Genomic DNA, 19,846 nt, shown 5'->3' with positions numbered 1-19,846 from the left:
TTTTAGTCTGGTAATAAAGACTGGTTCTTCTGACAATTCAGCCGGTATTGGGTCGGCGTCTGTTCAAACTGTTTTTTAAAACTTTGACTAAACGCCGTCTCGGATGAATAACCGACCAGATAAGCGATCTGCTGGATACCAAATCCACTATTTCGTAAATATTGCGCTGCCAGACGCAGGCGGTGCTGTTGCAGATAGGCAAGGGGTGGCTCACCGACAATCTGGGTAAACAGTTGGGCGAATTTGGAACGTGACATATGACATTGTTCGGCCAGACTTTCTACGGTCCAGGACTGTTCAGGTTTGCCATGAATCGCCGCCAGTGCATTAGATAATTCCGGATGCGAGAGCGCATTCAGCCAGCTCGAGGCATTTTCCAGGTTTAAAATATAATCTCGCACGCATTCAATCAGTAAAATACTGACCAGATGATCCAGAATTTTGTCACGTCCGGGACGAAGCTGCTGGGTTTCCAGTGCAAGAAATTGCAAGCCGACCTGTAACCATTCCGGTGCGGTATCACCCAGAATATGTTGAATATGCAGGTATTTAGGTAATGCACTCAAAAGAGGTTTGGCCATCTGGATATCCAAGCTAGAACGAATAGCCAGTATGAAACTATGCTCCGCCGAATTTTCCCGATTGAGATCAATACATTGCTGTACATTGCTCTGAAAATAAGGATTAATCGCATGGTGCTCAGAAAAATCGGCATTGTCTGGGCAGGAAACATGATGGGAGGAACCTGCGGGTAATAGCACCAGATCACCTTGCTGCAGCTCCAGTCGATCACCATTCATGAACTTTAATTGCGCCTGTCCTTGTAACAGGATATAGGCCAGCATAAAGGGTTCATGTTGATAGTCAAAGCCGCCCGGATGAAATACATTCAGATAAAGATATTCCGATTTTTCCAGATGAATATCATCAAAAATTTTACTTAAAGCATCCATGCCTAACTCTATTCTTCTGTTTTATTTCATTTAATTGACTATAAATTTTTTAACTTTGTAATTTTAGGCCAGAATTTGGCAGCATGTGCCAAAGACGCTGACATAGCTTTTCTGGACGTTGAATACTGTTCGCTACTGCTGAAATAATCAACTATAAGTGCAGAGTAACATAAAAAAGGAAGGTCGCAATGAATGCCCCTGCACAAATCCAGAAAGCGCAGTTTACGCAGGAAGCGTCGGCACTAAAAGGTGTCAAGCTGGATAAAAAACGTTTTGGCTGGTTGCTCAGCCCAGGTCTGCCTGTGATCGGAATGGGAATTCTGGCCGGTTATCATTTTGGTCCCAAAGCGACTAAAAAAGTCTTTGCCATGGGCGGACTATTATTACTGCACGTAATCATTCCGACTCTGGATGCTCTGATTGGCGATGATGCCAATAACCCAAATGATGAGCAGATCAAGGCACTGGTTAACGATCCTTATTATGACCGCATTGTAAAAGCATTTATTCCCTTGCAAATGGCAGCCAATGCCTTTGCCGGTTATGTCGTAAGCCGGCCAAATGTGTCTTTGCTGGATCAGGTACTGCTTGGAGTTTCTATGGGTGCGATTAATGGTGTGGGGGTGAATACCGCACATGAACTCAGCCATCGTCCCCAGAAAAAAGACCATTACTGGTCTCATGCCAGCCTGATGCCTTTGGGCTATAACCATTTCCGGATCGAACATCCTTATGGACACCATAAACGGGTGGCGACACCAGAAGATCCGGCATCTTCAAAAATGGGTGAATCTTTTTACCGTTTCTGGCCACGTACCGTAATAGGCGGATTAAAATCTGCAATCCAGATTGAAAAAAGACGGCTCGAGCGTAAGGGACTGAAATTCTTTAATCAGGAAAATGAGCTGTTTCATGGTTGGGCCATGAGTGCCGGCTATCATGCCTTGATGCTAAAGGCGTATGGCAAGAAAATTATTCCTTATACACTGACACAGGCATTTTATGGCGTTAGCCTGTTTGAGATTGTGAATTATATCGAGCACTACGGACTGAAACGTGGACAGAAAGCGGATGGTAGTTATGAGCGAACCTTGCCAGAACATAGCTGGAATAATAACAATATCGTGACCAATCTGTTTTTGTACCAATTACAGCGCCATTCTGATCATCATGCTTTTCCAAGCCGTCCATTTCAGGCGTTGCGGCATTTTGATGAAGCGCCAGAATTACCCAGCGGTTATGCAACCATGCTGATTCCAGCCTTGATTCCACCTTTATGGTACAAAATCATGGATCAGCGGGTATATCAGCACTATCAGGGCGATTTAAGCAAGGCCAATATCTTGCCTTCCAAGCGTGCCAAGCTATTTAAAAAATTTGGTGTAAATAACTCTACAGCTTAATGAATTACAAAATAAAAATGCGCCGATAAAGGCGCATTTTTTGATTAATTCTGCCTAGAACCAGTCGGCTTGCATATTCAGGCAAGTATCATCCAGATGCATCAGTAATTTGGCCTGATGTTCAATTTCAGGGAGTTCCCAGCGAATAAAATATTGAGCTGCCTGAATTTTCCCTGCCAGAAAAGTCTGATCTTCTGCCTGCGAAGATGTGCCAAACTTGAGTTGAGCCTGATTCGCCATTTCCAGCCATAGCCAGGCTAGGATGGTCTTACCCATCATATCCAGATACAGGCTTGAATTGGCCAAAGCTTCGCTGACTTTGCCTTGATGCAAGGCCTGGCCTAAAATCTGTGTAGTCTTTTGCACAGTGGCAAGATGCTGTTTATAGATCTTTGCGAGTTCCACTATCTTAGGTTCATGAATCTCTGACAAGGTCTTCTGGATGCGCTGCATGAGCAGATTGAGCCCTTTGCCATTATGCTGCCAGAGTTTACGTCCCAGCAGATCCAGAGATTGAATGCCGTAAGTTCCTTCATGAATCGGATTGAGCCGGTTATCACGGTAACATTGCTCCACCGGATATTCACGAGTATAACCCGCGCCGCCCAGGACCTGAATAGCCAGATCATTGGCTTTCGGACCATAGGCAGAAGGGAAAGATTTGACCACCGGGGTGATGAGATCAAGCAGAATGGCACTATCTTCATCTTGAGCTGCCTGAAGTTCATCAATTAATCGGGCTGCAAATAAGCAAAGTGCCAGCGAACCTTCTACATATGACTTTTGCGCCAGTAGCATGCGTTTGACATCGGTATGTTCAATGATATTTACTGGTTTCGAGTCAGGTGTTTTTTCATGAACTGGCCGGCCTTGCGGACGGTTTTTAGCATAATCCAGAGATTCCAGATAGCCACGATAACCAATCATGGCTGCGCCCAGACCGACACCCACACGTGCTTCATTCATCATCTTGAACATATATTTTAAGCCATGACCGGGTTCACCAATTAAATAGCCTAAGCAATTATCATTTTCTCCAAAGCTTAAAACTGTAGATGTAGTACCTCGATAGCCCATTTTGTGCAGTAAGCCAGCCAGCTGTACATCATTAGCTTCACCGAGTGAACCATCCTCGTTGGTTTTGAATTTTGGTACGATAAACAGGGAAATTCCTTTCACGCCTTGCGGCGCATCCTGAATCCGCGCCAAGACCAGATGCACAATATTTTCGCTAATGTCCTGATCGCCACCCGAAATAAACATTTTCTGGCCTTTAATTTTATAAATTCCATCTGCCTGAGGAATGGCTTTAGTGGTCAGATCGCCCAAAGAGGAACCTACATTCGGCTCTGTCATGGCCATGGTGCCAGCAAAGCGGCCACTCAACATATGCGGTAGGAATATTTGCTTTTGTTTTGGGGAGGCAAAAGCCTGTATCAGGTTCGCCGCAGCGGCCGTTAGAAAAGAATAAGCCACGGTGGACGGATTGGCCGACATAAAATAAGCATTGCAGGCCATATTCACCAAAGTGGGCAGTTGCATGCCACCATCTGCATAATCATGCTGGGCGCAAAGCAGGCCGGCATCGGCAAACTGTTGCCAGGCTGTCTTCACTTCATCAATGGTTTTGACCTGTTTGCCATCAAAGTTCGGTTCTTGTTGATCAGCTTTGGCATTATGCGGCGCAAAATAATCAGTCGCGATACCTTTTGCCGTTTCCAGAATACTGTCGAAAGTATTTTTGTCATGATCCTGATAGCGTTGCAGTTTAGTCAGCGCTTCAAGTTTGAATACGTCATAAAGCTGGAAATGCAGATCTTTATCATTAATCAGTTGGGTCACGGTACTATCCTGAATGTGCAATCCTTGAGATAGCATCAAGACTAGCAGTTGCTTTTATTGAGGAGGATTGTCAATAATGACATGAATCGGGTGAAAAGTGACAAATAAAAAAATATGCAAGATGTGGTGATTTTAGGCTTTGATGGGGCACTGGCTTCGGCCATTACGGGCGTGGTCGATTTATTTGCCATGGCTGGCGTAAGCTGGAACCGGATCCAGCAGCAGGATGTACAGCGCCTGTTTAAGGTGAGTATCGCCAGTCCGGAGGGACATCCGATTCGGTGTATCAATGGGCTGCAGTTGCAGGCACATTTTTCTTATCAAGAGATTCAAACTGCAGATATTCTGGTGGTACCGACCATCGCTGCACCGATTCAGGATGTATTGCAACAGAATCCAGAACTGATTCATTTTTTAAAATCTGCACATGCAGAGGCGACTTTAATTGCAGGAAACTGTACGGGGAATTTTTTTCTGGCAGAAGCAGGCATTTTAGATGACCGGATTGCAACAACACATTGGGGTTTTCAGGAAGTGTTTCGTTCACGCTATCCTAAGGTGAAACTGAATGCCGATCTGATGATTAGCCGGGATCAGAATATCTATTGTGCAGGTGGAGGCCTGGCCTGGTTTGACCTGGGTTTGCATCTGATTGAGCGCTTGTATGGCTTTGAGGTGGCCATGCAATCGGCTAAATCTTTCGTAATTGATTACCGCCGTGATAGCCAGTTGTCTTATTCATTGCTGAATATTGGCCAGCCGCACCATGATGAACTGGTACAAAAAATCCAGAACTGGCTAGAGCAGCATTTTCATGAAGATTTTAGTTTGAACCAGCTGGCAGAGCAGTTTAATGTGACTGGCCGAACCCTGATTCGACGCTTTAAACAAGCCTTAGACATACCGCCCAATCAATATCTACAAGCGATCCGGATTGAAGCCGCACGTAAACGACTGGAAGAAACCGATCAAGCTGTGGATGTGATTATGCAAAATGTCGGCTATCAGGATCCAAGTTCATTCCGCCGTTTATTTCATAAAAAAACCGGTCTGACGCCGTTGGAATATCGGCGCCGGTTTAGTCGGCGCTTTTAAAAGCTTTTAATGAGAAGGCTGTACTTTTCCTGCTTTACGGCCATGCAGAAGGTAATACCAGGCCAGACAGCTTAGGGTGAGCAGCGCCGAGAACAGATAAAGCTGGCGATAACCAATCTGGTCCAGCAGCATACCCAGGAAATACGGGCCAAAACCAAGACCGGCATCCAGGGCAATAAAGAAGGTTGAGGTTGCTAGACCCATACGCTGCAATGTTGTACTTTTCACCGCAATGGTTTGACACACTGACTGGATATTCCCAAAACCAAAACCGAGTAACGCTGCACTAGTGAGTAACATCACAGAATTTTGCGCCTGACTGAGTAGCAATATTCCCAGTGCCATAATCACAATGGCAGGATAGATAATGATATTTTCACCTTTACGGTCCATTAAGGGGCCAGTAAAAGGACGCGACAGCAAAATGGCAAAGGCATACATTAAGAAAAAGAATGATGCTGCTTCGACCAGATTAATGTCTTTGGCATAAAAGTGAATAAACGACAATATGCCTGAATAAGAAGTAGCCACCAGCAGTACAATCAGTGCAATCGGTAGCGCATTCGGTTCAATATACTGAGCCAGTTTGCTGGTGCTTTGCGGAGTAGAGACTGCTGACGAATGACTTGCCTTAAGGCGTGGTGGCTGGATAAATAGCCCACAGATCAGGCAGCTGAGCGCAACAATACTGGTAAAGATGAAAATTACCTGATAATTAAAATTTGTCATCAGCCAGATTCCGGCAAAGGGACCAATCGCTGTGCCAAGGGTGCTGCTCATGCTGAAATATCCAATTCCTTCACCACGCCGTGTGGAAGGAATGGTCTGTGCAATCACTGTACCCAGTACAGTAGAAGCCATACCCATCATAAAACCGTGTATTAGGCGGATACCCAATAAAACTTCCAGCTTGGCCGGAATCATATACAGTCCGGAAAAGAGCAGAAAGCCAGTCAGGCCAATGACAAGCGTATTTTTCAAACCCAGCCGATTCAGTAATTTTCCGATCAATAATCGTCCGAATAGGGTGCCGACAATAAACAGACCTGATACCAGACCGGCTTGTGCAGTCGAAGCCCCTAGCTCAGCCACTGAGTAGCCGACAATCACAATCACCAGTAAGTAGAACACCAGAACCAGCTGGAAATTCACCAGACTGATCAGGATAAAATTGGGCGTCCATAAAGGCGCTTCTTGTTCTTGGCTCATTGAGGTCTGTCCTGAGATGAGGGATATAACTGCTGAATGAGTTGCATCAAGGTATTTTTACTGCCTTCAAGATCATCTGATGCAATGTGCTCAAGCAACTGATCTTCAAATGCATCGATCTGTTTGGAACACATCGCAAAGGTCTCAATTCCTTGCTCACTCAACTTGAACAGCTTTTGACGTTTGTCTTCAGTTTCGAGTTGGGCAATCAGATCGAGTTCAACCAGTTGCTGAATCCGCTTAGTAATACCGGGCTTGGATACATTGAGATAACTGGAAATATCTGCCAGCGTGCATTGTTGCTTTGACTGGATGACGTATAACACCTGCCATAAGGAATAATTTAATTGAGATGACAACAAGATCGTATTGATCTCATCGCTCATCAGTCGTGCGCAGCGTAATAACAGCGTACGAAGTCGGGGAGATTCGGAAAACATATGGTTAGTTAACCTGGGTAACTAAATTTAGGCCTAATTTACGCCTGTTTTATCTAAAGCTCAAGAGGAGAGTTTTAAAAATTATTCAGAGTAATATTTTCTTTATCAGCAAGAGTTACATAGTTTAACCTGATTAAAAAATAATCAACAAAAGACTACATACTTTTTATAACAGCCACGCCTAAGCTAGCCATATCACTAGAAAAATTCATGACTTAAAAATTGAAGGGCAAAGATGCCAAATAACAATGCATAGGTGAAGCTTATGACTCTGGGTTTAACTGCATTAGAGTTAGCACGAATACAGTTCGCCTTTACTGTATCTTTTCATATCATTTTTCCGGCAATTTCTATTGGCTTGGCCAGCTTTCTGGCCATTCTGGAATGGCGCTGGCTCAAAACCCAAAATCCGATTTTTCAGGATCTATTCAAATTCTGGGTGAAAATTTTCGCTGTGGCATTCGGGATGGGTGTCGTCTCTGGTGTGGTCATGAGCTACCAGTTTGGAACCAACTGGAGTGAGTTTTCCCGGGTGGCAGGCAGCGTGACTGGACCTTTATTGGCCTATGAAGTACTCACCGCTTTCTTTCTGGAAGCGGGCTTTCTGGGCATCATGTTATTTGGCTGGGGGCGAGTGGGACCAAAGGCGCACTTTTTCTCGACCTTGATGGTTGCGATAGGCACCTGTATTTCCATGTTCTGGATTCTATCTTCCAATAGCTGGATGCAGACCCCACAAGGCTTTGCGATTGAAAATGGCCTGATTGTTCCGCAAGACTGGCTTGCTATCGTGTTTAACCCATCTTTCCCTTATCGTCTGGCCCATATGGCCATGGCTGCCTTTCTGGTTTCCGCCTTACTGGTCGCTGCTACAGCCGCATGGCACCTCATCAAAGGCCGTCGTGATGCACTGGTCAAGACTTCATTTTCCATGGCGATGTGGCTGCTTCTGGTACTCGCGCCCTTACAGGTCATCGTCGGTGATATGCACGGTATTAATACCCTTGAACATCAGCCAGCCAAACTTGCAGCCATGGAAGGGCACTGGGAAACCAATCATGACGAAGGCATGCCCTTATATCTCTTTGGTATTCCAGATATGGAGGCCGAAGAAACCAAATATGCAGTCGCAATTCCCAACTTGGGTAGCCTGATTCTAACCCACTCGATGGATGGAAAGGTTACAGGACTTAAAGACTTTGCGCCTGAAGACCGGCCGAATTCGCTGGTGGTGTTCTGGAGCTTCCGGATTATGGTCGGACTCGGCGTATTGATGCTGTTACTGGCGTTATGGGGAGCATGGGCACGTACCCGTGGTCGCTTTTATGAGTCCCGTGCATTGCACCGATTTGCCCTGATTATGGGACCTTCCGGATTTATTGCCATGCTTGCGGGATGGTTTACCACAGAAGTCGGCCGTCAGCCTTGGGTAGTCTACGGCATCATGCGAACCAAGGATGCATTGTCTCCGGTTTCCGCTGAACAGGTGGGGCTGACCCTGATTATTTTTGTAGTTGTCTACTGTGTAGTATTTGGTATCGGGATTTACTACATGTTGCGCCTGATGCACAAAGGCCCGGATTTTATTCATACCCGACCAGATCATGAATCAGATAGCGATGTGGTTCAGGCCTCGCGTCGACCATTAAGTAGTATTCGCGAACGTATCGAAGAAGTTCCTGAACAACCGGATCAGGAGGACAAAAAATGATTGATTTATCATTAATCTGGATTGTGATTATTGGTTTGGGTGTATTGATTTATACCATTCTCGATGGTTTCGATCTGGGCATCGGCATCTTGTTTCCTTTCTTTCCGCATCAGGATGAACGTGATGTCATGATGAATACCGTGGCTCCGGTCTGGGATGGCAATGAAACCTGGATGGTACTGGGTGGTGCAGGGTTATTTGCAGCTTTCCCACTTGCTTACTCGACCGTACTCTCGGCACTGTATATGCCAATTATTCTGATGGTGATTGCCTTAATTTTCCGCGGCGTGGCTTTTGAGTTCCGCTTCAAGGCAAACCGCAGTAAGCATTGGTGGGATAAAGCCTTTATCGGTGGTTCTGCGATCACTAGTTTCCTGCAAGGCATGATTTTAGGGGCCTATATTCAGGGGATTGAAACCCGAAATGGTGTCTATGTTGGGGGTGGTCTGGACTGGCTCACTCCATTCAGTATCTTTACCGGAATCAGTGTGGTGGTGCTCTATGCGGCATTAGGCTGTGGCTGGCTGATTTATAAAACCGGAGATGACTTGCAGGATCGAATGTTTAAACTGATGCCTAAGCTGATTATGGCCTTGCTGATCATATTGGGTGCTGTCAGTATTTATACGCCGTTGACCCATCCACAGATTGCCGAACGCTGGTTTAGTCAGCCACAATTCACCTATTTTATGCCAGTTCCAGTTCTGGTTCTGCTATTTACCTGGCTGGCCTTACGTGCCTGTAAAAGGCGCAGTGAATTAGGCCCATTTACCTATATGCTTGTTCTGGTTTTCCTTGCCTATACCGGATTCTTGATCAGTCTATGGCCATATATTATTCCGCCAAGCGTGACTATCTGGCAGGCAGCAGCGCATGAAAATAGCCAGCTATTTGCCTTGATTGGCGCCTTGATCCTGATTCCAATTATTGTGATTTATACCGGTATGTCCTATTGGGTATTCCGGCATAAGGTCAGGGTCGGCGATGATGGCTATCATTAAGGAGTGGTCATGAAAGGCAAACAGGCATTATGGTTTGTAGGGTTGTGGCTGGCAGGATTTTTAACGCTGGCCCTGATTGCTGGCGCATTCCGCTTTCTGGTGCATTTGGCTTATTAAATTAGTAAAACTAAAATGAGTGAAAAAAAAGTGATCAGAATGTCCTGATCACTTTTTATCATTTGCAATTCATCTTTGACAAAATCAAATTTACGATTTTACCTGCTTACGATAAACACTTGGACGTACAGGGCGACTGCCTTTCCAAAGGCCTTTTTTCTGTTTCTTAGCTTTATTTTGCAGCTCCATCATATAGCGTAAATGGTTTTTATCTTTGATATATTCTTCATAGACCCACGCTGCACCACGTTTGACAATCTCTTCATTGATATTTTTGCGATAGACGACACCCACACAGCGACCATAACGGTCAATGTCGGTTATCTTGACCCGAACCATTTTATTATTCACCATGCTTTTGACCAGACGTTGCGATTCCTTGCCATAGGCTTGTGATGATTCAGGGGCATCGACAAAAGCAAAGCGCAATTTGGTCTCAGAGCGACGAATATTAAAACGGTAGCAGGTGAGGGTATCACCATCACTTACGGCTTTTACACAGCACCAGTATTTTTTGCCTTTCTTAAAGGGGCGGAAAACATCTTTTAAATAAACTGTAATTTTATGCAGCAGATAATAAGAAAAACACAGCAGTACGAGGCCCAGCACAATTTGCCAGGTGATGGAGAGATTTAACAAAGGCAAGATCCAAATCAGCAAAACCAGCTGTAAAATCACAGCTAAAAGTCGAGCCATTTTAGAGCAAAGCCAGTAGATCTACGGCTTAAAAGCTAATCACTCAGTGTTTAGTTTTGTACCAGCTAAAATAGCCTAAGTATATTTTTCTACTGAAAAGATGAAGATGCAACCATCTAAGCTTATATAAAAATAGCCTAAGTAAACTTGCATTCCTTTATAAATAGCCTAAGTAAAAATTTTATAAATTTCACTTCTCAAAAATTGATGTCTTTTATTCTCTTGCAAATCCTTATGCCAATACATCCCCATATTAATTTTCGGCAGTTCCACAGGGACTTCAAAAATGTTTAGACTGGTAGCCAATTGTAAATGCGTCAATACATTTTTAGGAATAGTCAGCATGGCTGTCTTTTGCTGCTCCAGAATTTGCAGAGCAGTTGAGTAATGCTGACAGCGTAAAAAAATCTGTCGTGAATATTGTTTCCGACTTAAATAAATATCTTCAACCAAAACACCAGTACGGCGTGATGACACGCCAATATGAGGCGAGGCAAGATAAATCTGCTCATTCATTTCTGTTAATTGTGTACACACTACAAATTCATCTTGCACCAGGCGTTCAAACTGGATTTTTTCAGCAATGTTTTGTTCCAGATCTATGACAAAATCAATCTGTTGAGAGGCGAGGTCTGCTGCTATATTTTTACGGTCCAGCTTCATGCTGCTAAGTTGAATTTCCAGATTGAGTTGCTGAAAGTGCTGAACGAGTCTGGGAAAGATCATTGGCTCAATTTCATCATGAACGGCAATTTTCAAACTCTGAATCATTTCTGGTCTGAACTGCTGATGCTGTATTGAAATATTTTGAATCGAAAAAAGTGCATTCTTCAGCTCAGGATAGATCTGTTCCGCAAACGGCGTAGGCTGCATTTTGCTACCAGTACGTACAAATAAATCATCTTGTAAATGCTGTCTTAAACGTTGCAGAGCATGACTGGCAGCAGACTGGCTAACTGATAAAATCTGTGCAGCTTTAGAAATACTATTCTGCTCATAAATTGCCATAAAAAGCGGATAAAGGTTAATGTCGATACGATGAAAATTTCGCAGGTCCATGACTGTTTTGGAATGAATATAATGCATAATATTGTATGGGTTAAAATCATTTTATTCATAATAGGTTTTGGGTTAAGGTGTTGTAAAGCGTATGAATTAGAATATTTAGAGGGATAAAAGAGATGTTTGAGCTTTCAGCACGTGCACAAGATTATTTAAATAGAACCAAAAAATTTATTGCTGAGGAAATTGAACCAGTTGAAGCTGATTTCTGGCAGCAGGTTCATGAGTTGAATCAAGGCGGTGACTGGACCAAATGGCAATGGCCAGCAGAACTGGAAAGCTTAAAAGCCAAAGCCAAGGCAGCTGGCCTCTGGAATATGTTTCTCCCTTGTCCTGAACGTGGCCAAGGTTTATCAGTTCAGGAATATGCACATATTGCCGAACTTTCAGGTCGTAGTCTGATTGCACCAGTCGTATTTAACTGTAATGCGCCAGATAGCGGCAATATGGAAGTATTGTGGCGTTATGGTTCTGAAGAACAAAAACAAGAATGGCTGATGCCACTTTTAGAAGGAAAAATCCGTTCAGTCTTTTGTATGACTGAACCTGCAGTTGCATCCAGTGATGCCACCAATATGCAGGCAACGGCGATGGTGGAAGGTAATGAGATTGTTTTGAATGGCCGTAAATGGTGGTCATCAGGTCTGGGCGATCCTAACGCCAAAATCATTATTTTTATGGCGCATACTCCAGATGAAACAAAAGACCGTCATCATCAGCATTCGATGGTTTTAGTTCCTGTGGATACTGCCGGCGTTAAAATCGAACGCATGCTACCTGTATTTGGTGACTACGATGCACCACATGGCCACGGCGAAGTCAGTTTTGAAAATGTCCGCGTTCCGGTAGCGAATTTTATTGGTGGCGCCGGTCAGGGTTTTGAAATTGCTCAAGGTCGTTTAGGACCAGGCCGTATTCATCATTGCATGCGCTGTATTGGCGCTGCGGAAAAATCCTTAGAGTTGATGATTGACCGTGGTATGAGCCGTAGCGCATTTGGCAAAGAGATTTTAAAACTCGGTGGCAATCTGGAACGTGTCGCGGAAGCCCGGGTTGCAATTGATCAGGCACGCCTTTTGACCTTGTATGCCGCCTATAAAATGGATACTTTAGGGAATATGGCGGCACTGACTGAAATTTCTGCAATTAAAGTCGTTGCGCCAAGTGTGCTGGAAAAAGTTGTCGATATGGCAATCCAGATCCACGGCGGTGCCGGTGTCTCTCGTGATACGCCACTGACCGGATTCTTTGCCCAGGCACGTGCCTTACGTTTGGCTGATGGCCCGGATGAAGTGCATAAGGGCATGATTGCCAAACTGGAACTGGCAAAACGTGGCTACAGTACACGCCACAAAAAATAAACTGGCTTAAATAGAAGATTGCAACGTATTAAAAAATTTTAAGGAAAAATTATGGCGGTTATTGATGTAGGTGGAGCAGTTCGTGCAGGTGAAGAACTGGATGTACAAGCCATCACCAATTGGCTAATTCAGCAAAATGTGAATGCTGAAGGCCCTGTGCAAGTGACCCAATATTCAGGCGGAGCTTCAAACTGGACCTACCGTTTACAGTATACCAATGCCGATCTAATTTTACGTCGTCCGCCGCAAGGTACCAAAGCCAAATCAGCCCATGATATGGCACGTGAATATCATGTACAAAAAGCCTTGTCTGAACATTATCCGGTGGTGCCTGAAATGGTGGCGCTTTGTCAGGATGAATCAGTGATTGGCTGTGATTTCTATGTCATGAAACGTCTGGAAGGAATTATCCCTCGCGCCAAAATACCACCTGAGCTGCAGCTTACTGAATCCGATATCCGGATTTTATGTATCAATGTGATTGATAAACTGATCGAACTGCATCAGGTGCCTTATCAAGGGACTGAACTTGAAAATCTCGGTAAGGGTGAAGGCTATTGTCGCCGCCAAGTAGAAGGCTGGGATGGCCGTTATGAAAAGGCCAAAACGCTTAATGTTCCATCCTTTAAATATGTACGCAACTGGCTTAAAGATAATATTCCTTCAGATTCTAAAACCTGTGTCATTCATAATGACTGGCGTTTTGATAATGTCATCTTGAATCCAGAAAATCCAACGGAAGTGATTGGTGTACTGGATTGGGAAATGGCAACCCTCGGCGATCCGCTGATGGACCTAGGTTCTGCCTTGGCTTATTGGGTGGAAGATACTGATAATGCCATTTTTAAAGCAACACGTCGTCAGCCGACCAATTTAAAAGGCATGTTCACCCGTAAAGAAGTGGTGGATTACTATTTGGGAAAAACCGGTTTGCAGCCTGAGAACTGGACATTTTATGAGGTGTTTGGTGTATTCCGTCTCGCGGTCATTGCCCAGCAGATCTATTATCGTTATTACCATAAACAGACTAATAATCCAGCATTCAAGGATTTCTGGGTGGTGATTCATGCCTTGCATATTCGTGCCTTAAAACTGATTGGCAAGCAAAAACTGGAAGCCAATGAGATTGCACAAAAGTATGTGCTTAAATTTAAAGAGATAATGCCAAAATGACTACCATTTACTTGATCCGGCATGGCCAGGCCTCTTTTGGCGCAGAAAGTTACGATCAACTTTCGCCCAACGGCGAGTTACAGGCAAAGCTTTTGGGTCGATATTTTGAAGAAATCCTGAAAGAAGCGCCTTATGTGGTGGCTGGTTCCATGCAACGCCATCAACAGACAGCGCAATTATCACTGGACAAATGTTTTCCGGAAAGTGAGATTCTGACCGATAGTGCCTGGAATGAATTTAATCATCAGCAGGTATTCGCCCGTTATGAGCCGCGCTTTAATCAGCCTGAATTGCTGAAACAGGATGTATCAGAACATGAAAATCCACGGGATTATCTGAGCAAGATTTTTAGCGGTGCAATTGCACGCTGGACTGGCGATGATTATCACCATGAATATGATGAATCTTGGCCAAGTTTCAAAGCACGCGTGGAAAGCGGCTTAGAAAATCTGTGTGACCAGTTGTCCAAAAGCCGACCACGCTATGCAGTAGTTTATACCTCAGGTGGGGTGATTTCTGTGGCTGTAGGCAAAATTTTGGGCCTTAGTCCGGAGAAAACCTTTGCTCTGAACTGGGCGATTACCAATACCAGTATCACGACACTACGTCTGGTGGGTAATGAACCGCAACTACTCAGTTTAAATGAACATCATTTTATTAAAGCACAGCGTCCAGACTTATTGACCTGGATTTAAAATGAGATTGAAAACCTAATACGCTAGAAAAATAAAGGAATAGGGTAAATACATGGCTAAAACAATTTTAATTACCGGTGCAAGTTCAGGGATCGGCGCCGGTATGGCACGTGAATTTGCGAAAAAAGGCTATAACCTGGCGATTTGTGCACGTCGTTTGGAGCGTCTGGAAATCTTAAAGCAGGAACTGGAAAGCCAATATGGCATCAAAGTCATTGCCAAAACACTAGATGTCACCGATTACGATCAAGTGTTTGAAGTGTTTCGTGCTTTTAAAGAAGACTTTGGCACCATTGACCGAGTTATTGTGAATGCTGGTGTCGGTGAGGGCCGCCGGATTGGTAAAGGTAATTTTGCTATCAATAAAGCCACGGTTGAAACCAACTTTATTTCGGCATTAGCACAATGTGAAGCTGCAGTTGAAATCTTCCGTGCACAAAACTCTGGCCATCTGGTGATGATTTCATCTATGAGTGCAATGCGCGGTATGCCAAAACATTTAACGGCTTATGGTGCAAGTAAGGCCGGCGTGGCTCATTTAGCGGAAGGCATTCGAGCTGAATTGATCGATACGCCAATAAAAGTGACCACCATTTTCCCAGGATATATTCGTACTGAAATTAATGAAGGGGCAAAAAAGCTACCTTTTGAAGTAGATGAAAAAACTGGTTCGCGTTTATTGGCAGCAGAAATTGAAAAAGCACCAGTTAAGGCTTATGTGCCGAAATGGCCTTGGTTGCCACTCGGTCTAGCCATGAAAGTATTACCACTTAAACTGGTGAACAAGTTAGGTTAAAAGCGCTCTTAGATCTATAAAAAGAGAAGCTAGAGCGCTTCTCTTTTTATTTTTTATGACAAACTGAGAAAAATTTCTGAATCAGTATTTTTTTCTAAAAAATGTATAGCTTGAATTTACAAAAAAGCGAAATCTTATAAATCCTAATATATTGATTATTAAAATAAAGTTTTAAATTATCAAAAATTATATTTTTATTTTATTGATGAATTTGCAATTAAATCAATTACTTTTAAATTTTCGTTTCATGAGAAAGACCATCTTTTACTTTTCCTAATTTTCGCCAATTTTAAGAACTTTTCCAAACTGTCCAAAACTTAGACATACTCACTCTAAAAGTGGAAAGATAACTTCTCTTTTTTAGAATTTTTTTTAATGTACAACCGTTCAGAAATTAAAGGTTGTCCATATGTCTACATCTGCGGATATGACTGACCAGCAGCGAATCTGCAAGGTCAGAAGTATCGTTACCCAGGCCGGGGAAGAGGTGCGTGCTCGTTATCCCATACTCAAACATCAGAACTTTATCGGTGCGAGTATTTTAGGCTTTGCTTGCGCAGGTATGATTGCATGCGCGGTAGCATATGGAACCGGTTATCTCTCAGCATGGTTTACCATTCCCTCGATTGCGATTTTTGCGTCATTGACCCATGAATTGGAATATGACCTCATTCATTATATGTATTTCAAAAAAACACCTTGGGCACATCATTTGATGCTGGCACTGGTCTGGCTGGCACGTCCAAACACGATTAGTCCATGGGCACGTCATCGTTTACATTTGCATCATCATAAATATTCAGGCACTGAACATGACCTGGAAGAGCGTGGCATCAGTAATGGTATGCCTTGGGGCATTCGCCGAATTCTGGTGATTAGTGACCAGTTGATGTCAGTGTATTTGCGTCCATTTCAGATGTTTAAAATGATTCATCTTTTTCTGGAAAAACAGCCTGAAAAAGAACGTAAAATTGCCATGATTTCTCAGTTACTCGGCTTTCTACCTCTCAGCATTATTTACTATGGATTGTGCTACCTGTTTATGGTCTTTCATGGTTTAAATGCGGTTACACCACTATTCGGTTATGAGATGCTCTGGTCGCAAGGCATTGTCGACGCGATGCCGATCGTAAATCTGCTAGCAGTCATCTGGGTGATTCCGAACTTTATCCGTTCTTTTAGCTTGCAGTTTGTCAGCTCAAATATGCATTACTATGGCGATATTGATCCACGTGATGTGATCAAACAAACCCAAGTGCTCAATCCATGGTGGATGGTTCCGTTCCAGTTATTCTGCTGTAATTTTGGTTCGACCCATGCGATTCATCATTTTGTGGTCAAAGAGCCATTTTATATCCGTCAACTGACGTCCAAAACGGCGCATAAAGTAATGAAAGAAGTGGGCGTGCGTTTTAATGATGTGGGAACTTTTAAGCGTATGAATCGCTGGAATGACTATAAAATCTAAGCTTTAATTTCCATAAGAAATCCCGTTTTTAAGCGGGATTTTTTTATATTTATCCTTGATGTTTTACCCAATGGCAAGATGTATAAGCCTGTATTTTGCAAGAATCCTATCTTAGTTAAATTTAGATGAACATTCATTTAAAATGACTGTTGAGGAAATAGTTCAAAAGAATAAACTCAGGTAAAATTAAGTATATCCCTATATAAATTAGCCCGCTATGTTGCTGAAAGCCGCCACCATTGCCTTGATTCCTGCACTTGTCATTCAGGGTAATCGTGTCAAGAAAAATACCTTGAAGTTGCCTGAACCACAGGGAAAACGTGAAGGCCGAACTGGAACAGGTAAAAAACTTTCTTTGCTCATTTTAGGAGATTCCGCAGCGGCAGGCGTGGGAGTAGAACATCAGGATGATGCATTACTGGGTGCAATTCTGCATGAACTGAAAAATGACTTTGAAATTGACTGGAAATTACAGGCCAAAACGGGCGATACCAGCTCAAAAGTAATTCATGTTTTGGACCAGATTGAAGTCAAGCACTATGATGTAATCATCACATCAGTTGGCGTCAATGATGTGACCAAACTGATGCCTGCCGAGGTCTGGATTCAGAAGCAGGAACAGCTTTATAGCAAAATCCAGAAAAAATTTGGTCCGAGACTGATCATTGCTGCCGGTGTGCCGCCAATGAATATGTTTCCGGCGTTACCAAATCCTTTGGCTTGGCTATTTGGCCAGTATGCTAAACAGATGAACCAGCAACTGGAAAATTTTGTGAATCAGCAAGTGAATATGCAATGGATTGAATACGATATTGAGAAGTATCGTGCCATGAATTTGCAAATGGCTGCAGATGGTTTTCATCCGAGTAAGGAAGTTTATACACTTTGGGGACAAGAAGTAGCTGGCAAGATTCGGAAGACCTTCTAAAATAGTTGGAATCTCTCAATTTAGTTAATTCTATGTCTGATATTGAAACTCATCCGCTACCGCCATTTTTACCGCCCAATGCCAAATTACTGATGTTGGGTAGTTTTCCGCCACCTGCCACACGCTGGAAAATGAACTTTTATTATCCAAACTATCAAAATGATATGTGGCGGATTTTTGGACTGATTTTCTTTGAAAATAAAGATTACTTTTTAGATCTACCCAATAAAAAATTTCAGGAACAATTGATCCGGGAGTTTTTAACAGAAACGGGGATTGCGATTTTTGATAGTGGCTATCAGATCCGGCGTTTAAAGGGCAATGCTTCAGACAAATTTTTGGAAATTGTAGTACCTACCAATATTGAGCAACTACTCAGCCAAATGCCGCAGTGCAATCATATTATGACCACAGGCGACAAGGCCACAGACACCATGATGCTGTCTATGCCTGAAGGGACTTTAAAGCCGAGTATTGGTCAGCCTAGCGAGGCCCATTTTGTCGGACGTGATCTGTATTTATATCGCATGCCTTCATCTTCTCGAGCATATCCGGTTTCTCTAGAGAAAAAAGCCGAAAGTTACCGATTGATGTTTGAACATGTGGGTCTAGTTTAATATTTAATCCAATAATCAGATAAAATGGTTAAAGAGGTTTTAGGCTACAGACAAGACATAAACTTACTATTTGTAAGTTATTGGCTTTATTTATTCATATTTGGATATTCAACCCAGCGATGGCTATTAATTTTAATCTCCCGGACATGATGAAAGCTGGACCAGATTAACTGGCTACCTTTGGTCCATTTTAAAGCTCGAATACGCGACTCCACCTGCTGTATTTCCTCAGGTGAGGCCGGACGTAAAGGCCCAATTTCTGCATATAAGCGTACTCCTGGATAACGCTTAAATTTACCTTTAAGCAACGAATGAAACCAAAACAGTTTGCTACTGTTCACAGCCTGTATGCAGGCCATCGGCTGATGCTGTAAATTTTCAGAAAAAGTAGTGGAATAAGTATCAAAAAAGAAACCCGTACTGGTCTTTTTGTTGAGAAATATAGTTCCGATCGGAGTAATGCTAGGCAAACCTTTAGAGTTGACCGTTGCAATAGAGCAATGCATGGCGGCCCGTTGTGCATCAGCGACCACCTGGCGAATCTGTTGCCATTCATTATCAGAAATCATGCCTTGATTCTCTTATTATTTTTATAAATTTTATAACAAGTTACCCAGCTCGGCATTGCCTGAAAAAACTGAAGCTACGGCAGTTTGATCAATCTAAATCGTTATTCAGATTATAAAAAAGAGCCCCATAGGCTCTTTAAAAAATGCAAAACTCGGCGATTAGCCATCGTATTCGACATAATCCCACAAATTTAAACGTGCTTTAATTTCCTGACGGATCTCGGGCAACATCGGCAAAAGAGTGCCATCAATCCATAAGCTCAATGCTTGGGCAGAGAGTACTTGCTGCAGTTCATCGACCAGTTGTGCACCTTTCAACATAATACCGGTCTCATCAGTGGCTTCGGTTTCTACACCTTTAAATAAAACCTGTAATTCATAACCGCTATCCTGAATCAGCCATTCCAGTTCAAGTTGAATATTTTCACTGGATTTCAAAACTACCTGTCCCTCGACCGTATCGGAGTCGGACAGACAGTCATGTTCCACCCGAATTTTGGCCAAATACCATTCTTGCTGGGATAAATCATGGAGAGTTTTTACAGGCGTCAGAATATCACTGAACTTAAACTGACGGCTTAAATCAAAAAATTGCATGGGAGTGGAGGGCGAACAATCGCAAAATACGAGAAAAGTGTAATTCTAAAGTAAGCGCAATCGACTGTAAAACCTTTTAAAAGATGATCGGACTAAGTTAGGTTAATCGGCTA

Annotated in this window: 20 protein-coding genes; 12 read left to right on the top strand and 8 right to left on the bottom strand. The window is 43.2% G+C overall.

Annotated features, from left to right (window positions below):
- Positions 1-2 precede the first annotated feature (2 nt).
- On the bottom strand, positions 3-953 hold the full coding sequence (locus FTV42_RS08350; protein WP_180038469.1) for an AraC family transcriptional regulator: 951 nt from the start codon (positions 951-953) through the stop codon (positions 3-5).
- A gap of 188 nt (positions 954-1,141) precedes the next feature.
- Here FTV42_RS08350 and FTV42_RS08345 point away from each other — a divergent pair, with 188 nt between their 5' ends.
- On the top strand, positions 1,142-2,356 hold the full coding sequence (locus FTV42_RS08345; RefSeq protein ID WP_004280457.1) for an alkane 1-monooxygenase: 1,215 nt from the start codon (positions 1,142-1,144) through the stop codon (positions 2,354-2,356).
- Between the two features lie 54 nt (positions 2,357-2,410).
- Here the strand turns inward: FTV42_RS08345 and FTV42_RS08340 are convergent, their stop codons facing one another.
- Positions 2,411-4,234 (bottom strand): acyl-CoA dehydrogenase, encoded by a 1,824-nt coding sequence (locus FTV42_RS08340; protein ID WP_180038481.1) that lies wholly within the window; start codon positions 4,232-4,234, stop codon positions 2,411-2,413.
- Positions 4,235-4,312: 78 nt separating this feature from the next.
- Here FTV42_RS08340 and FTV42_RS08335 point away from each other — a divergent pair, with 78 nt between their 5' ends.
- Complete coding sequence (locus FTV42_RS08335) at positions 4,313-5,293, top strand: GlxA family transcriptional regulator (protein WP_180038468.1); 981 nt, start codon at positions 4,313-4,315, stop codon at positions 5,291-5,293.
- Positions 5,294-5,299: 6 nt separating this feature from the next.
- Here FTV42_RS08335 and FTV42_RS08330 read toward each other — a convergent pair whose 3' ends face one another.
- Positions 5,300-6,502 (bottom strand): MFS transporter, encoded by a 1,203-nt coding sequence (locus FTV42_RS08330; protein ID WP_180038467.1) that lies wholly within the window; start codon positions 6,500-6,502, stop codon positions 5,300-5,302.
- Positions 6,499-6,942 (bottom strand): MarR family winged helix-turn-helix transcriptional regulator, encoded by a 444-nt coding sequence (locus FTV42_RS08325; RefSeq protein ID WP_180038466.1) that lies wholly within the window; start codon positions 6,940-6,942, stop codon positions 6,499-6,501. The genes FTV42_RS08330 and FTV42_RS08325 overlap by 4 nt, the downstream gene beginning before the upstream one ends.
- 265 nt (positions 6,943-7,207) lie before the next feature.
- Here FTV42_RS08325 and FTV42_RS08320 point away from each other — a divergent pair, with 265 nt between their 5' ends.
- The 3 genes from FTV42_RS08320 to FTV42_RS08310 are packed head-to-tail and all read left to right on the top strand — an operon-like array spanning position 7,208 to position 9,771.
- Entirely contained in the window at positions 7,208-8,653 is a 1,446-nt protein-coding gene (locus FTV42_RS08320) for a cytochrome ubiquinol oxidase subunit I (RefSeq protein ID WP_004280451.1), read from the top strand.
- Positions 8,650-9,654, top strand: a complete 1,005-nt coding sequence (gene cydB / locus FTV42_RS08315; RefSeq protein WP_004280450.1) for a cytochrome d ubiquinol oxidase subunit II — start codon at positions 8,650-8,652, stop codon at positions 9,652-9,654. The genes FTV42_RS08320 and cydB overlap by 4 nt, the downstream gene beginning before the upstream one ends.
- 9 nt (positions 9,655-9,663) lie before the next feature.
- The gene (locus FTV42_RS08310) at positions 9,664-9,771 is read left to right on the top strand and encodes a hypothetical protein (RefSeq protein ID WP_004647088.1); all 108 of its coding nucleotides are present in this window, start codon (positions 9,664-9,666) and stop codon (positions 9,769-9,771) included.
- A gap of 90 nt (positions 9,772-9,861) precedes the next feature.
- Here the strand turns inward: FTV42_RS08310 and FTV42_RS08305 are convergent, their stop codons facing one another.
- A complete protein-coding gene (locus FTV42_RS08305) occupies positions 9,862-10,467 on the bottom strand; it encodes a thermonuclease family protein (RefSeq protein ID WP_180038465.1) in 606 nt (201 codons plus the stop codon).
- Positions 10,468-10,635: 168 nt separating this feature from the next.
- A complete protein-coding gene (locus tag FTV42_RS08300) occupies positions 10,636-11,553 on the bottom strand; it encodes a LysR family transcriptional regulator (protein WP_180038464.1) in 918 nt (305 codons plus the stop codon).
- A gap of 95 nt (positions 11,554-11,648) precedes the next feature.
- Here FTV42_RS08300 and FTV42_RS08295 point away from each other — a divergent pair, with 95 nt between their 5' ends.
- The 7 genes from FTV42_RS08295 (at position 11,649) to FTV42_RS08265 (ending at position 18,567) form a co-directional block, all read left to right on the top strand.
- Positions 11,649-12,890 (top strand): acyl-CoA dehydrogenase family protein, encoded by a 1,242-nt coding sequence (locus tag FTV42_RS08295; RefSeq protein ID WP_005246147.1) that lies wholly within the window; start codon positions 11,649-11,651, stop codon positions 12,888-12,890.
- 51 nt (positions 12,891-12,941) lie between these two features.
- Positions 12,942-14,063 (top strand): phosphotransferase family protein, encoded by a 1,122-nt coding sequence (locus FTV42_RS08290; RefSeq protein WP_180038463.1) that lies wholly within the window; start codon positions 12,942-12,944, stop codon positions 14,061-14,063.
- Positions 14,060-14,758 (top strand): histidine phosphatase family protein, encoded by a 699-nt coding sequence (locus FTV42_RS08285; RefSeq protein ID WP_004280442.1) that lies wholly within the window; start codon positions 14,060-14,062, stop codon positions 14,756-14,758. The genes FTV42_RS08290 and FTV42_RS08285 overlap by 4 nt, the downstream gene beginning before the upstream one ends.
- Positions 14,759-14,810: 52 nt before the next feature.
- Positions 14,811-15,554, top strand: coding sequence for an SDR family oxidoreductase (locus FTV42_RS08280; RefSeq protein ID WP_004280440.1), 744 nt, complete (start codon positions 14,811-14,813; stop codon positions 15,552-15,554).
- A 409-nt stretch (positions 15,555-15,963) separates the two neighbouring features.
- On the top strand, positions 15,964-17,022 hold the full coding sequence (locus FTV42_RS08275; protein WP_180038462.1) for a fatty acid desaturase: 1,059 nt from the start codon (positions 15,964-15,966) through the stop codon (positions 17,020-17,022).
- A gap of 217 nt (positions 17,023-17,239) precedes the next feature.
- Positions 17,240-17,950, top strand: a complete 711-nt coding sequence (locus tag FTV42_RS08270) for an SGNH/GDSL hydrolase family protein (RefSeq protein ID WP_180038461.1) — start codon at positions 17,240-17,242, stop codon at positions 17,948-17,950.
- 32 nt (positions 17,951-17,982) lie between these two features.
- On the top strand, positions 17,983-18,567 hold the full coding sequence (locus FTV42_RS08265; RefSeq protein WP_044108343.1) for a uracil-DNA glycosylase family protein: 585 nt from the start codon (positions 17,983-17,985) through the stop codon (positions 18,565-18,567).
- A gap of 86 nt (positions 18,568-18,653) precedes the next feature.
- Here FTV42_RS08265 and FTV42_RS08260 read toward each other — a convergent pair whose 3' ends face one another.
- The gene (locus FTV42_RS08260; RefSeq protein ID WP_180038460.1) at positions 18,654-19,136 is read right to left on the bottom strand and encodes a pyridoxamine 5'-phosphate oxidase family protein; all 483 of its coding nucleotides are present in this window, start codon (positions 19,134-19,136) and stop codon (positions 18,654-18,656) included.
- 159 nt (positions 19,137-19,295) lie between these two features.
- Positions 19,296-19,733, bottom strand: a complete 438-nt coding sequence (locus FTV42_RS08255; protein ID WP_004647076.1) for a hypothetical protein — start codon at positions 19,731-19,733, stop codon at positions 19,296-19,298.
- Positions 19,734-19,846: the final 113 nt, after the last annotated feature.

The sequence above is a fragment of the Acinetobacter sp. YH16052 genome (assembly GCF_013417155.1).
Classification (GTDB): domain Bacteria; phylum Pseudomonadota; class Gammaproteobacteria; order Pseudomonadales; family Moraxellaceae; genus Acinetobacter.
This window is presented reverse-complemented; position numbering and strand designations above follow the sequence as displayed.

Bases quoted from the DNA above. Each gene is read 5' to 3' on its own strand.
- FTV42_RS08330 (WP_180038467.1), bottom strand. From the start codon at position 6,502: ATGAGCCAAGAACAAGAAGCGCCTTTATGGACGCCCAATTTTATCCTG.
- FTV42_RS08255 (WP_004647076.1), bottom strand. From the start codon at position 19,733: ATGCAATTTTTTGATTTAAGCCGTCAGTTTAAGTTCAGTGATATTCTG.
- FTV42_RS08335 (WP_180038468.1), top strand. From the start codon at position 4,313: ATGCAAGATGTGGTGATTTTAGGCTTTGATGGGGCACTGGCTTCGGCC.
- FTV42_RS08260 (WP_180038460.1), bottom strand. From the start codon at position 19,136: ATGATTTCTGATAATGAATGGCAACAGATTCGCCAGGTGGTCGCTGAT.
- FTV42_RS08300 (WP_180038464.1), bottom strand. From the start codon at position 11,553: ATGCATTATATTCATTCCAAAACAGTCATGGACCTGCGAAATTTTCAT.
- FTV42_RS08345 (WP_004280457.1), top strand. From the start codon at position 1,142: ATGAATGCCCCTGCACAAATCCAGAAAGCGCAGTTTACGCAGGAAGCG.
- FTV42_RS08350 (WP_180038469.1), bottom strand. From the start codon at position 953: ATGGATGCTTTAAGTAAAATTTTTGATGATATTCATCTGGAAAAATCG.
- FTV42_RS08320 (WP_004280451.1), top strand. From the start codon at position 7,208: ATGACTCTGGGTTTAACTGCATTAGAGTTAGCACGAATACAGTTCGCC.
- FTV42_RS08305 (WP_180038465.1), bottom strand. From the start codon at position 10,467: ATGGCTCGACTTTTAGCTGTGATTTTACAGCTGGTTTTGCTGATTTGG.
- FTV42_RS08290 (WP_180038463.1), top strand. From the start codon at position 12,942: ATGGCGGTTATTGATGTAGGTGGAGCAGTTCGTGCAGGTGAAGAACTG.
- FTV42_RS08310 (WP_004647088.1), top strand. From the start codon at position 9,664: ATGAAAGGCAAACAGGCATTATGGTTTGTAGGGTTGTGGCTGGCAGGA.
- FTV42_RS08280 (WP_004280440.1), top strand. From the start codon at position 14,811: ATGGCTAAAACAATTTTAATTACCGGTGCAAGTTCAGGGATCGGCGCC.
- FTV42_RS08295 (WP_005246147.1), top strand. From the start codon at position 11,649: ATGTTTGAGCTTTCAGCACGTGCACAAGATTATTTAAATAGAACCAAA.
- cydB (WP_004280450.1), top strand. From the start codon at position 8,650: ATGATTGATTTATCATTAATCTGGATTGTGATTATTGGTTTGGGTGTA.
- FTV42_RS08285 (WP_004280442.1), top strand. From the start codon at position 14,060: ATGACTACCATTTACTTGATCCGGCATGGCCAGGCCTCTTTTGGCGCA.
- FTV42_RS08325 (WP_180038466.1), bottom strand. From the start codon at position 6,942: ATGTTTTCCGAATCTCCCCGACTTCGTACGCTGTTATTACGCTGCGCA.
- FTV42_RS08340 (WP_180038481.1), bottom strand. From the start codon at position 4,234: ATGCTATCTCAAGGATTGCACATTCAGGATAGTACCGTGACCCAACTG.
- FTV42_RS08265 (WP_044108343.1), top strand. From the start codon at position 17,983: ATGTCTGATATTGAAACTCATCCGCTACCGCCATTTTTACCGCCCAAT.
- FTV42_RS08270 (WP_180038461.1), top strand. From the start codon at position 17,240: ATGTTGCTGAAAGCCGCCACCATTGCCTTGATTCCTGCACTTGTCATT.
- FTV42_RS08275 (WP_180038462.1), top strand. From the start codon at position 15,964: ATGTCTACATCTGCGGATATGACTGACCAGCAGCGAATCTGCAAGGTC.